At 63.1% G+C, this 13,587-nt stretch carries 10 protein-coding genes; 1 reads left to right on the forward strand and 9 read right to left on the reverse strand.

The genetic code is table 11. The features are described 5' to 3' along the window. Positions 1-484: 484 nt before the first annotated feature. The gene (locus ACIP1U_RS10185) at positions 485-2,260 is read left to right on the forward strand and encodes an SWIM zinc finger domain-containing protein (RefSeq protein WP_400314416.1); all 1,776 of its coding nucleotides are present in this window, start codon (positions 485-487) and stop codon (positions 2,258-2,260) included. Positions 2,261-2,558: 298 nt separating this feature from the next. Here the strand turns inward: ACIP1U_RS10185 and ACIP1U_RS10190 are convergent, their stop codons facing one another. The 9 genes from ACIP1U_RS10190 to ACIP1U_RS10230 all read right to left on the reverse strand — a co-directional run bounded on the left by ACIP1U_RS10190 (position 2,559) and on the right by ACIP1U_RS10230 (position 13,513). Continuing rightward, entirely contained in the window at positions 2,559-3,002 is a 444-nt protein-coding gene (locus ACIP1U_RS10190) for a hypothetical protein (protein ID WP_400314417.1), read from the reverse strand. Then, entirely contained in the window at positions 2,974-3,684 is a 711-nt protein-coding gene (locus ACIP1U_RS10195; protein WP_400314418.1) for a type VI secretion system Vgr family protein, read from the reverse strand. The genes ACIP1U_RS10190 and ACIP1U_RS10195 overlap by 29 nt, the downstream gene beginning before the upstream one ends. 41 nt (positions 3,685-3,725) lie before the next feature. After that, positions 3,726-5,756 carry a T6SS phospholipase effector Tle1-like catalytic domain-containing protein gene (locus tag ACIP1U_RS10200; protein ID WP_400314420.1) on the reverse strand — a complete coding sequence of 677 codons (2,031 nt, stop codon included), beginning with the start codon at positions 5,754-5,756 and terminating at the stop codon, positions 3,726-3,728. After that, complete coding sequence (locus ACIP1U_RS10205; RefSeq protein ID WP_400314421.1) at positions 5,753-6,238, reverse strand: DUF3304 domain-containing protein; 486 nt, start codon at positions 6,236-6,238, stop codon at positions 5,753-5,755. The genes ACIP1U_RS10200 and ACIP1U_RS10205 overlap by 4 nt, the downstream gene beginning before the upstream one ends. 180 nt (positions 6,239-6,418) lie before the next feature. Next, entirely contained in the window at positions 6,419-6,868 is a 450-nt protein-coding gene (locus ACIP1U_RS10210) for a DUF3304 domain-containing protein (protein ID WP_400314422.1), read from the reverse strand. Positions 6,869-6,885: 17 nt separating this feature from the next. After that, a complete protein-coding gene (locus ACIP1U_RS10215; protein ID WP_400314423.1) occupies positions 6,886-7,842 on the reverse strand; it encodes a DUF4123 domain-containing protein in 957 nt (318 codons plus the stop codon). Positions 7,843-8,029: 187 nt separating this feature from the next. Beyond that, positions 8,030-10,513, reverse strand: a complete 2,484-nt coding sequence (locus ACIP1U_RS10220) for a type VI secretion system Vgr family protein (protein WP_400314425.1) — start codon at positions 10,511-10,513, stop codon at positions 8,030-8,032. 593 nt (positions 10,514-11,106) lie between these two features. Further along, positions 11,107-12,141 carry an esterase gene (locus tag ACIP1U_RS10225; RefSeq protein WP_400314426.1) on the reverse strand — a complete coding sequence of 345 codons (1,035 nt, stop codon included), beginning with the start codon at positions 12,139-12,141 and terminating at the stop codon, positions 11,107-11,109. After that, positions 12,131-13,513 (reverse strand): 2-hydroxycarboxylate transporter family protein, encoded by a 1,383-nt coding sequence (locus tag ACIP1U_RS10230; RefSeq protein ID WP_400314427.1) that lies wholly within the window; start codon positions 13,511-13,513, stop codon positions 12,131-12,133. Before ACIP1U_RS10230 ends, ACIP1U_RS10225 begins: the two co-directional genes overlap by 11 nt. Between the last annotated feature and the right edge of the window lie 74 nt (positions 13,514-13,587).

Genomic DNA, 13,587 nt, shown 5'->3' on the forward strand with positions numbered 1-13,587 from the left:
CAGTCCACGCAACCCTCGATCTTTGGCTCGTGGGTAACGTTGGTCAGCGCGACCCGTACCTTCTCGGCGGGGGTGAGTTCCTGATTGGTAGTCATGACGCAATTCTCGATTTCAGATCGTCGGTAAAGCGCTGACGCATGGCTGCGAGCTGCAGCGCTCCAACGAAAGTCGGGGGCCCGCGCAAAGCTCCATACCAATCAACGCATGACGCGGAGTAGCCTTTCAGGCTACCCGGCAAACTCCGGATTTCTATAAGAGAGATCCTAAAATCGCGAATGATTTGGCGCTAAGCGCTGCAGCGCTGTCCAATGGCGCGTGAGCGAGGGCTGGCCGACTTTCACCGGAGCAATCGCCTCCTCGACGCCGGCATCCTCCAAACCTGTAGATCAGCCTCAACGTGACCGCGTCCGCAGCGCTCGGACAGGTATCATCGTGCCGATCCGCAGTCCGTCTCGACATGTCCTCAACAGGGCGTCATGTTTCCATGTCCGCACCCGCAGAACTCGCTGAAATTCTCACACTCGCCGAAGTCCTGGCGCAGACCGACGCCAGGACGTTCGAGCGCGGCAAGGCGTACTTCCATGAAGGTGTCGTGTCCCGCCTTGAGGAACGCGAAGGCGCGGTTCGCGCCAGCGTACGCGGAACGCACCGTTACCGTGTCGAACTGGCCGTCGCTGGCGATGGCGCACTCGCCTACGCCTGCAGCTGTCCGGTGGGCGATCAAGGCATTTTCTGCAAGCACGCGGTAGCCGTTTCACTCGCCTGGCTCGAAAACTCTGGCGAAGAGGTGTTCCATGCAGACGAGACCACCCAGGGGAAACCACGCAAGAAGCGAAAGACCTACGGGGATGTCATTCGCGAATACGTGGCGACGCTGGACAAGGACGCGCTTCAGGAGCTGCTGCTGGAAGCCGTCGAACTTGACCGGACGTTACGCGACAAGCTGCTATTCGCCGCGCGCTCGGCGCAGGCGACCGATTTGCCAGGCATGAGAACTGCCGTGCGGCAGTTCACGCGCATCTCCCGGCCGTTGGACTGGACGGAGGCTGACGAATACGGCAACGGCCTATGGTCGCTGGCTGAGATGTTGCGCCAGAGGCTTGCCGGGCCGCATGCCGCGCAAGTGGTCGAACTCGCCGAACTGGCAATTGCCGGCGCGGAAGAAAGCCTTGAGCAGATTGACGATTCCAGCGGCGGGGTGATGCCTGGCATCGTGGAGCTGGCGTCTGTCCATCTCGACGCATGCAAGCAGACCCGCCCCGACCCCGTGAAGCTTGCCGAGCGGCTTTTCCGCCTGCAGACGGAAGGACAATGGGATACTTTCTACGATGTCTTGCCCGCTTATGCAGAACCTCTGGGCAAGAGCGGGTTGCGTCGCTACCGTCAACTCGTCAGCGAAGCCTGGGAAGCCCTTGCTCCGCTACCCCCGGGCAATGAGCGTGGTCCGTCGTTCCAGCCGCACCGCCTGACCCTCGAGAACGCAATGCGAGCCCTGGCGGAGCTTGACGGCGACATTGATGCACTGATCCAAATTTGCGCCAAGGACCTGTCTAGTCCGTACCGCTTTCTTCAGGTCGCAGAACTTTGCGTGAAGCACGGTCGTCCAGACGAGGGACTCGCATGGGCCGAGAAAGGTCTTCGTAAATCGGGCAGTAATGCCGACTCGCGCCTGCTCGACTTTTGCATCGACGCATATCTGCATCGCGGCGAATCCGAACAGGCCTCTACATTCGCATGGCGTCGCTTCGAGATGCATCCGACGGCCGACACGTTCCCCGCCTTGATGAAGGTTGCTACGGCCGTCGGTCTGCATGACGAGACCCGGGAGCGGGCACTCAAGCTCTTTTGGGCGCTTGTCAAAGAGGAGGAGTCGACCGCAAAATCGAAGCGCAAATCCTGGCAGACGCCAACGCGCAGCGAACTGGTCAAGCTTTTCCTCTCCGAAAAAATGGACGACCTCGCCTGGGACGCCTTTGTCGGCGGCGCGGTGGCGACGCAACTGTGGCCCCGGATGGCAGCCGCCCGCGGCAAAACGCATCCCCGCGACGCGATTACCCTCTATCAGCGGCTGCTGCCGGTCGCAGTCCAGAGCGGCGCGGGTAGTGCTCGCTATGACGAGGCATTTGAAATCGTGCGGGCCATCGAAAACCTGCGGGCAAAGCTGGGCGAGCGCGCCGAGTTCAGCAGAGAACTGGAGGAGATCCGCGCTACCTATCGCGCGAAGCGCAACTTCATCAAGTTGCTCGCCACATTGTCCTGAGTTTGTCGTGTCCGCTTGATGTTCCCCATGGTGTCGACATTGATGGAAACGCCTCCAGCGCCAACGGTCTGCAGCAAGTCGTAAGCAAACTGCCGCGCCGCCTGCAATTCGGCGTCATAGAAGGCATCTCCGAAGAGCGGCACGCCCGGGTTCAGAGCGTTGTACGCCAGCCGCAGGTCAAGCGGGGCGCGCCAGATGGATCACGCTTTTGCCGCGCGTTAGAGGCGTTTCGCCAAAAGTAGAACGTCACTCGACGCGGACCCGCCACGCCTGCTCCCAGCCGTCTTGACCAGTCTTCTCATCCCTGACCGGCACATCGGGGAATGCCATATTGGCGGGCAACGTGAACGCCGGTCCACGAGTAGTGCCGCCCATCTGGAAACACTGGCACGTACTTGCCCGCCTGATGGCACATATCGCCGCTCATCGGCAACGGGCCGTAGCGCTGACGCAGCGACACCGGCATCTCGCGTGCCCGCGCCTTGCGTTCTTCCTGGGTGAGCACCGGATAATCGCGATTGATGCGTACCTCCGCCAGCACCGTCGAGGTCAGACCACCCTGTTCCGGGGGCTGAGCCCCCGGCCGGATATAGTCGAGCTGTACCTTTACCGGGAATTTGCTGCCCGGCACCTCCAGCGCTTGGTAACGGTAGGGCTCCGCAAACGGCGTGAGCGGATCAGCCGGGAAGCGGTTATAGGAAATCACCTCCCCATCAACGAACCGGTAACTGCCCACCTTCAATTGCAGCAGCCCCTCCAGCTCTTCGACTGCGAGCTTGTCCAGAAGCGGAGTGAAGTGAATCGAAACGAACGTTGGCACCTCTGCGCAACAGCCCGGCGCCCCCGCGTACCGCGCCCCAGCCATCGGTGCGCAGTTCGACCCCCTCGCCGCGCTTCTCGCGCCGACCCTCGTGATCGGGCACGCGCACGATGTAGCCCAGGCTGAGCATCGTGGCCTGGTGGTCGCTGCCGATCTGCGTCTGGATCTGAGCCTCGGTGTCATCCTGCAGGAAGGTGTTGTGGCGCTCGCCAAACAGCTCCTTGCTGCGAAAGCCCGACAGCGCGTGCTGGTCCGGCAGGGTCCACTGCGGCATGTTGACCCGGTTCGGCACCCGGCCGGTGACGATCGGGCAGTCGGGGTCGCCGTGCGTGAAATTGACAATCACCTCCTGGCCGATGCGCGGCAGGTGGCTCGCCCCGAACTGATCGCCTTGCCAGGCCTGTGCGACGCGCACCCAGCATGAACTATTGGCATTGCGCTGGCCGATCCGGTCCCAGTGGAACTGGACCTTGATGCGGCCGAACTCATCCACCCAGATTTCCTGGTTTTCCGGCCCGACCACGGTCGCCGTTTGCGGCCCGCAGGTGTGCGGTTTGGGGTGGGTGCGCTCGGGCCGAACTCGCGCGTGGCTGGCGATCTGCAATGAAGTACCCGGGAAGGAGAAAAGCAGTAGCGGGGCCAGTGCTATTCTGTCGCTGGGGTTGTCCGTTCTGCTTCGTTTTCCCAGCCGTCCGATTCCACTTTCTTCATGAACACCCACCGCTGCCTGAAATACCCCCCGCCCTCGCGCCGGGTATTGGTGGCAAGCCTAACTGCGGCGACCCGCAGCGCCGGCGCATCGTCATCGGTCATCACCGGGAAGACTAGAGGCTTGTCTGGCTTAGGTGGCTTCTTCCCATCTCGAATGGCCTGCGCTTGGGCATCGGCCCAATAGGGGTTCACGTTATACAGGCGCTGCTGGAAGCTGTTGAGGCGCTCGCCTTCGGCCAGCGCCTCGCACATCCTGTGGAACTCCTCCTCGCGGTCGAATTCCGTCATGGCGCCAGCCAGGTAGAAGCCCGCGAACGAGTCATGCACGTAGTCGGCCAGCAAGACGTCCTCGCTCCAGTGCGGAAACTGGCGTGTCTCGAGGGGGGCATTGAAAATCTTTAGCACCCAGTGCTCCCAGGGTGTGAGCGGATAGCCCAGTTCTGCCAGGGTCACCGGATACTGGTTAGCGCCCGCGCGTTCCTGCGGCGAGAGCGCCAGCCCGCCGCGCTCGTTGCGCATGGCGTTGGGCACGGCGCGCAGCTCCAGCAACTGCAGGTCCCAGCGCATGCGCGTGTCCGACTCTTCCAGGTCCTGCTTGTCCTGCGGATCGGTGGCGTACGCCGAGATGGCCGGGCCACGGTATTGCATCATGCGCGCGCGCCAGCGGTAGTAGAGCAGCATGTGCTTGCACACCAGCGTGCGGTAGTCGGTCGCCTCGCCGGCCTTCAGGCACTGCAGATAGAGATTGAAGGCCGACATCAGCTGCGGCGACACTTCGAAGTCGCGACGCACCCGCTCCGCCATCTTCTCAAAGCGAACGAACGGCACGCCGTGCGTCAAGGCGGCCCGATACATATGCAGCAGCGGGATCTGCGACAGCAGCGAGGCGTGGCCGCCGCGGGAACGCCCCTGCGCCCCCGGCACATATCCGCCGCCTACATCCGAATGCACGCCGGGGAACAGCCATTCCTCGACATTGCTCCCCGTCACGCGCGTGAGTGGGAAGTTCATGCGCACCTCGTGCGCGGCCATCAGGTGCACCGTCTTCCGTACCAGGGCCGGCAGCGGCTGCAGGATCTCGGCGGCCCATGCCGAATGGCCGCTGAGCATCCAGAGGCCAAACTGCTCATGCATCGACGCGGGCGGCCCCACGGATGCGACGGAATCAAACAGGCCGAGGAACTTGATCTCCGTGTCGATCGTGCCAAGGAAGCGGCCATCCTGCAGCACGTCCTGATACCAGTAGCAGAAGGCCCGCGCCTCGACCGCGCCGCGCGAGAAGCCGAACACCGACAGGCTGACCAGCGGCACGCTCGGCAGCTGTCTGGCCAGCAGGCGCTCGCGCAGCTTTTGCGAGAGCCGGTCGGTCAGGGGCTGGAACCAGTCGCGCCGCCGCAGCGGCGGGTCTTCGGGGTTCGGCCGCTGCTGATGGTAGACCTTGTTCTCATAGTCCTGAATTAGGGTCTTCATTTCTTCTTCGTCTAGCATCGGCAGGCCTTTGTAGACGGTTGCGTGCACCGCGTTGTAGACCTGCAGCACGGCCCACAGGATGCGCGCCTGACCGCCCTTGGCGAAGGCCTTGCCGTCTTGCGTTTCCTTGTCCTCGCCGATTTCGGGGAAGGGCGTGCCGACCCCGGGCATATAGAAGCGGAAGTACTGGAAGCTGCCCCGCTGATTGTTGTCCTCGACATCAGGATGGGCAAAATACAATCGGACGATATTGCTGTGGCAGCGCTTCTCTGGCGGCATGCCATAGTAGTCCCGCTTCATATTGTTGTTCGTGCCGTCGAAGAACAGACCCACCTTGACCACATAGTGACAGTTCGTAGCGGTGCCGTTCTCGCGGAGGAGGCAGGACGGCCAGTTGTCGATCTGGTCATCTTCCTCTTCCGGAGTGAGTCGGCAGTAGTCGGCGGCTGGCGCGTATTGTGTGCGCAGGCTCGGGGTGTGGACGGGCTGGCTCATGGGCGATCGCTCCTGCGCTGCTTGTTCGGGTTTACCGGGAAGGGGATCGGGTGCCCCTCGCCGTTGGGATACCAGTTCGACACGACCACGCGGATCACGTCGTTGGGGAAGAAGTGCACATACACGCTGCCAGGCTTGGTGTAGGGCTCGACCGGCACGCCCTTTTTGGTCTTCCAGTTGTCGTCCCTTCCGTCGTTGATCAACAGGTCGTACTCGATATCGACCGTCAGACCCGGGCGCCAGACGCGGGGCAGGCGCACGCAGCAGGTGCCTGGGCCGGCAGCACCGTACTCGCGCACATTGGCTCCGAATGCGCCATTGACGGTGAATCCGTAGAGATACTGGCCGGTGTGGTTGGCTGCGCCCAGCGAGACGTTGATATAGGACTTGTCGTCATCGCGGGTGGACAGTCCGCCGCTGGCGCAGGCCGAGAGCAGCGCGAGGGCCAGCATGGCGATCAACAGGCTGAGTCGTCGAAACATGGCGTCGTTTTCCTTGAAAAAAGGGGGGAAGGGATTCAGCGCCGCAGCGCCGTTATCTGGTGATCCTGATCGTCAGGTGTCAGCCGGCAGTAGTCGGCGGCTGGCGCGTACTGCGTGCGCAAGCTCGGGGTCTGGACAGGTTGGCTCATGGGCGATCGCTCCTGCGCTGCTTGTTCGGATTCACCGGAAGGGGATCGGGTGCCCCTCGCCGTTGGGATCCCAGTTCGACACGACCACGCGGATCACATCGTTGGGGAAGAAGTGCACATACACGCTGCCAGGCTTCATGTAGGGCTCGACTGGCACGCCCTTTTTGGTCTTCCAGTTATGCTCGCTGCCGTCATTCAGCGTCAGGTCGTACTCGATATCGACCGTCAGACCCGGGCGCCAGACGCGGGGCAGGCGCACGCAGCAGGTGCCGGCGATATCCCAGCCGTAGGCACGCGCATTGGCGCCGAAGGCGCCGTTGACATAGAAGCCATAGAGGAACTGGTCGGTATGGTTGACCGGTCCCCGCGAGACGTTGATATAGGACTTGTCGTCATCGCGGGTGGACAGGCCACCGCTGGCGCAGGCCGAGAGCGGCGTGAGGGCCAGCATGGCGAACAGCAGGCTGAGTCGTCGAAACATGGCGTCGTTTTCCTTGGTTAGGGGAGAGGGATTCGACGCCGCAGGGCCTTCAACAGATCGGACAGCAGCGCCTCCTTGCGGCTGGCCGCGAGTAGCGCCTGCTGGACCGCCGGATCCTGTTCGCAATCACCGGCATGGCGCACCGCAAAGCGGGCGTAGACAAAGCGCTGCTGCTGTTCGCCGATGCCCAACCGGTCCAGCGTCGCCAGCGCCTGGCGGACGACGTCGTACTGCTCGATGGGCGTACGCGCCAGCTGCGCGTGATAGGGGTTCTCGGCCATCCGGCTCAGATGCATGTCGGCCTCGCCACAGTCGATCAGGTGGATGAGCTGACGTTCGGTGACGCGGAAGTCCTTGGCCATATCGCCGGGCGCCGCCGGCGTTGCGTTCGGGCTGCCCTCAAGGGTCTGCAGATCGCCATGGCGCTCCACCACCATCCAGGCATCGATACCAGCGAAAGCATGGGCCTGCTGCTCGGCCGTGAGCCATCCCGGCGCCGGCGGCCAGACCCTGGTATCGGCAAAGCGCAGGAGCCAGCGTTTGCCCTGGCCGTCGGTGATGCCGGTCAGGCGCAGGAGTTGGGCCTTGATCACGTCGATCGCGTGCCGGCTTGTCACGAAGCCCAGTGCCGGGATGCCGCTGCAATCGGAGACCAGCGTCCGCACCTGCTGAGTCAGTCCGTCCGGATCTACTGACAGGAGGAGCAGACAGGGCGACCAGTCGCGCCCGCTGTCATAGCCAGGCTGACCGGCATAAACCGAGAGCGGCGCGGGCGAGCCGTGGGCGCTGCACAATTCCACAATGTCCGGCACGAGCAGGCGGTCTACCAGTGCGTACAGGTGCAAGTCGGGCGCCAGCGCGTGCCGGCGCTCCCATTCGGCGAGGATTTCGGCTGGCACTTGTGCCAAAGCCGGAGCCACTGCAAAAAACCACGAATCCCGTCCAACGGTCCTGGCACGCTCGAACTCTGTCATTTGGATCCCATGGAAACCACGGCAATGCCAGCCTTGGCGGACATCACCACACAATCGTGGCAAAGCACCGGCGCCAGAGGCTGCTGAGCGCAAGCACCCTGCAACAGGAACAAGACAAGACCCAGCCAGCGCTGTCTTGACCGGCGGCATCGCGCGCGCTGTCTGAAACAGGCGGAAGCTTCGGCCATCAGCCTCCCCTCTGCGCCTGGCTCAGTGCGGCGCCTTGGCGGGCGGCCAGCTGCATGCACTCCAGGCAGACGTCGTGCGGCATGCTGAATTGGGGGATGGCCAGCGACTTGGGCCCCGGCATGGCATGGCTGGCCGCATGCGCCTTCCAGGTGCCCGAAGTGCCATGCTCGATGCCGTCGGCATTGAGCCGCACATAACTGCCGCCACCATTGACCAGGACCTCCCTGGCGGCGGTGATCTCTATCCGCTCCATGGTGCTGATCACCCTGAGCACCTTCTGCGCAATGATCTCGATGTCATCGCTCTGCGCCTGGATCTCGACCTTGCCCTTGGCCGCGAACAGCCGCATGCCGCTCTTGCGAGCGAACAGCACGATCTTGTCCATGGCACTGGCCAGCCAGCTCTTGCCGGTGGCGATCGACAGGTGTTGGCCGGTGGTCAGGCCGGTATGGTGTTCGCTGTGCAGGTGAATGTCCTGCGCCGCGGTGGCCGCAATGCCTGCCGGGGCGGCTAGCACCAGGTGCGGGGCAGCAAATTCCCCTTGTTCGCCGCGACCTTTCAGGGTGTCGTGCTGGGCCTGCAGCGCCCGCACCACGTCCAGTTGTTGCCCCTCCTGGGCGCGCAGGTGCTCGGCCGCGTCGCCCAGTTCGTGGTGGATGTCGTGCGCGCGGGCCAGCCGCTGTACGGTCTCCGAGATGTCCTTGTGGTAGCTGACGGCGTCGGATCGGACCTCAGCGGTCAGCAGCAGCCCGGCGCCCCCGCGTAGCGCGCCCCAGCCATCGGTGCGCAGCTCGAACCCCTCGCCACGCTTCTCGCGCCGACCCTCGTGATCGGGCACGCGCACGATGTAGCCCAGGCTGAGCATCGTGGCCTGGTGGTCGCTGCCGATCTGCGTCTGGATCTGAGCCTCGGTGTCATCCTGCAGGAAGGTGTTGTGGCGCTCGCCAAACAGCTCCTTGCTGCGAAAGCCCGACAGCGCGTGCTGGTCCGGCAGGTTCCACTGCGGCATGTTGACCCGGTTCGGCACCCGGCCGATGACGATCGGGCAGTCGGGGTCGCCGTGCGTGAAATTGACAATCACCTCCTGGCCGATGCGCGGCAGGTGGCTCGCCCCGAACTGGTCGCCTTGCCAGGCCTGTGCGACGCGCACCCAGCATGAACTATTGGCATTGCGCTGGCCAGTCCGGTCCCAGTGGAACTGGACCTTGATGCGGCCGAACTCATCCACCCAGATTTCCTGGTTTTCCGGTCCGACCACGGTCGCCGTTTGCGGCCCGCAGGTGTGCGGTTTGGGCTGGGTGCGTTCGGGCCGGAAGATCTCCGCCGTGGACTGGGCCTGGAACGCGACCTCGCAGCGCCAGGCCTGCCCCTGGCCGGAGGCCTCGCCCACTTCCTCGAGCGTCAGGGTAGTGTGAAACACCAGGTATTCGCGGTTGGCCTCAGCCTGCGCAAAGCCCTTGAGGGTGAAGGTACAGCCCGGCACCACGGCGCGCACGTTGCCGCCCCCATAGACCCGGCTGCCATGCTGGCGGATTGTCTCCATGCGGATGCGCGACAGCAAGTCGCCTTCTTTCCACGGATCGTTGCCGGTGGCGGGCTGGGCGTGATCGCCGGGGTATTCGCGGATCTCGCCGTTGGCGTGGGCGGTGGCACGTGGATCGTCAGTGGCCACGGTCAGATCGGCGCGCGGCTTGACGAAATCGTAGTCCGTGCTGGTCCAACTGCCCGACACCAGCTGGTCCTGCACATGGAAATCGTACAGGTGCTCGGCGTCGGCCCGGTCCGAGGTCGGCCGCCAGGAGAGCACGTGGTATGCCGGGCTGGCAAAGCGGCGGAAGGCGCCATTGCCATCGGTCAACACCAGCCGGTGGTGGCCACCCGAATGCTCGAAGAACCACGAGATGCCCCATTCCTGGGTCAGGCGCTGGAAGAACCCAAAATCCGTCTCGCCGTACTGGACCTGATATTCGCGGCTGGGATAGCGGGCCACGTCCAACCGCTTCTCGACCGGGAAGTTGTAGTCCGCCAGCAGCGCATCGAGAATCTCGACCGCGGTCTTCTGCTGGAAGATCTTGAAGTCGCTGGTGAGCGTGGCCAGGAACAGCCAGGGTTGGAGCGTGACCCGATAGATAAAGTGGCGTCCCTCCGCAACGGGGCCCATGACCTCGGTCACAATGCCCGTGATTTCGCGCGTGCCAGCGCCAAGATTTCCGGTCAGTCCGGTGCCGCTGCCATCGAGTTCGATCTCCAGCGTCAGTTCCTTGCCCTGCAGCGCCGGCAGGTCAAGATTGGCGGCTGGGCCGACCAGTCCCCAGCGCTCGTCGGGCGTCTTGAGATCGATCGTATAGGAGAACAGGTCGTTCAGGCCTTCGGTGCCTTGCACGCGTGCGACGGTCAGGGCGGCCTGGCCGAGGATCTCGGGCAGGTCATCACCACGCAGGGTGACAGTACGGAAGGACGGCAGCGGCAGTCGGTTGCCCATTGGCAGCGCTCCAACGAAAGTCGTGGGCCCGCGCAAAGCTCGAAACCAACCAGCGCATGACGCGGGGTAGCCTTTCAGGCTACCCGGCAAACACCGGATTTCTATAAGAGAAATCCCAAAATCGCGAATGATTTGGCGCTAAGCGCTGCAGCGTTGTCCAATGGCGCGTGAGCGAGGGCTGGCCGTCTTTCACCGGAGCAATCGCCTCCTCGACGCCGACATTCTTCACACCTTTAGGTCAGCCTAAACGTGACCCGCATCCGCCGCGCTCGGCAGGTATCATCGTGCCGATCCGCAGCCCGTCTCGACATGTCCTCAACAGAGCGTCATGTTTCCATGTCCACACCGGCAGAACTCGCTGAAATTCTCATGCTCGCGAATCTTGACGCCAGGACGTTCGAGCGCGGCAAGGCCTACTTCCATGACGGTGCCGTGTCTGCCCTTGAGGAACATGAATGCGCTGTTGCCCTGAGTTTGTCGTGCCCGCTAGCTCATAGCGGTCACCGCCTCGCTCCATCTGTTGATAGGTGCTGCGCTGGTTTTGGCGGCAACGCCTCAGTCCTGCCCCCAACTGCACCTGCGAACATGCGACCTCAAGGATGGCCTTTCACTCCACGCGGCAAAGTCATCCGGCCGCCGCCTTCCACCGCACGACTGACCCACTCGTGGACGCGCTCGGCAATATGCAAGTTGTTGTTGTCCATCATCGGCAGATGCGAATTCCCGCGGATGCCCATGGCTGGCAAGTCAAATTCAGTAACGCCCGCCCCCGCTTGCTGCACGGCCGACAACCACTCGTCTACCTGCCGGCGATATATCGTCCATAACGAGTTCTGCGGAATATAGTCTCCCCAAAACACACAGTGAGGAATGCCGCGCAGTCGGCTTGCATCCGCCACTGCTGCCGATGGCGCACCGGCAGGTTCAACGAGGATCAGTCCCTTTACCAGTTCGGGCACCGACAGGGCGGCATGCTGAGCCAGGCGTCCGCCTTCGCTGTGCGCGAGAATCGTGCACGGGCCAACCCGTCGTATCAGTTCCACATAGGCGTCCAACGCCATGCCGCCTGTGCTGGTCCATCGCGCCACGAACTGCTTGGCGAGTTCGTCCAGCGCGTGTACGGGAAACCGCTGTCCCTGGAAGGCCTGGCGCTTCCCATTCGCAGCGTCATATCCCTCCACCGGGCCAAAGCGAAAGATGTCCCATGCCTGCTCCAGCGTTCGGTGCTCCGGAATTTCCGAGACCAGGCACGCAGGCGCCCAGGAAGCCCTGCCACGCTCCACCGCGTCGCTCACAAAGGTGTCGTAACCCTTGCGCATGAAATAGTCATGCCAACCCGGACGACCATCCGGTGTGCATTCCCAGGTGGCACCGGTCATGCCGCCACCATGCCACATCAGCAGCGGATACCTGGCCGTGGGCGCAGCCAGGGCGAATTGTTGGACATAGAGCTGTCCCACCTGATAACGCCCGTTCGGGTTGGAGACGCGTGGCTGGACGCCCGGAACCGTGGCAAGCTGCCGATGCGGCAGGTCGACCAGATCGACTGGCCGTCCGCCGACATGAAAGCCGCGCACTGCCCTGAGCGCGATGGGTCTTGTTGCATCGATCGGGGAATCAGTAGACATGGCGAATTGCAATCAGAGCCAACGTTACGGTAATGGCGCCGCCGATGCGGGTCGCAATCTGCGCAAACGGCATCAGCTGCATTCTGTTTGCCGCAGTGAGAATGGCGATGTCTCCGGCGCCTCCCTGGCCGCTGTGGCAACCGGTCACGACGGCCACATCGATGGGATACATAGCCACGAAGCGCGCCACAAAGAACCCGCTGGCAATCATCGACCCGACCGTGGCAAACACCGTGACGACGGTGGGCACCGTGAACGCACTCACAAACTCGCGCCACGGCGTCAGTGCGACGCCCAGCGCAAAGAGTAACGGCCAGGTGACGATGCCGGAGAAAAACTGATACACGCCTTTTCCGCCTTGCTCCAGCGCGGGCGAGATGGCACGACCAAGCTTGGCCGCGACGATCAGGAATAGCATGGTGATCGGCGCCGGAAAATCCAGAACCCGCTGGACCAATACGCCGATCAGATAGAACACGACGATAGTCACCATGGCTCCGGCAAGACTGACCGGATCGAACGCCGGAGCCGTTGCGGACGCGGACGCCGCCTTCCCGCTCGCCGTAGTTTGCGGGCCCCGCTGCAGCACACCTTCTCCTGTGAGGTGCGGAAAGCGTTTGCCCAGTACATTGAGCAGCCCGCACAGCAACACTGCGGTAAAGCTGCCAAGCATGACCACCGGAATGATCTGCGCGAACAACTCCGATTGTTGCTGTCCCGTAATCATCGCGTAACCCATTGAAAGCGGGATGGCGCCTTCGCCAAGTCCGCCGGCCATGATGGGGACGACGACAAAAAAGAATGCCCGGTAAGCATCCAGCCCCATCGCCATGCCGGTCAGTGTCCCGACGGCACCCGCGACGACCGAGCTGACTGTCAGCGGCACAAAGATCTTCAGGAAGCCACCAAGAAGCACCTCCCGGTCCATGCTCACAATGCTGCCGACAATGATGGCCGCGACATAGAGATAAAGGAAATTGGACGCCTTGACGAACTCCTTGATCGATAGCGCCAGCGAAGGCGGAATCAGGCCGTAGTAGGTCATCGCCGATGGCACGACAAACGCAAGAATCGCGGCGCCGCCCATCAGGCTGAGCATCGGCACACGGCGACCGAGTTCCATGAAGAAGAACCCACCCAGCGACAATACGGCGATCGCCATCGTGAGATCCGATGGCACCTGGCCAATGGTGGCAAATCCCACCACGATTGGGAGCAGCGCGAGATATACCGGCAACGGTACAACGCCAATCCGGCGATCCAGCAGGCGCCACCATTGCGCACGCAGCGCAGACGTGGGTGCCACGGTCGGCTCGGCCGCAGAGACCCGGGAGATCTCTGCGGCTGACTGGGAAACATGATCTGGTAGCACGATGTCCTCCTCCGTCTGTTCATGACCTCGGCCGCATGACGTAGCGGCTTCCGGGTCCGTAGTCTGTTGCTCAT

Origin of the sequence: Cupriavidus sp. NPDC089707 (genome assembly GCF_044748965.1) — a bacterium.
Taxonomy (GTDB): Bacteria; Pseudomonadota; Gammaproteobacteria; order Burkholderiales; family Burkholderiaceae; genus Cupriavidus.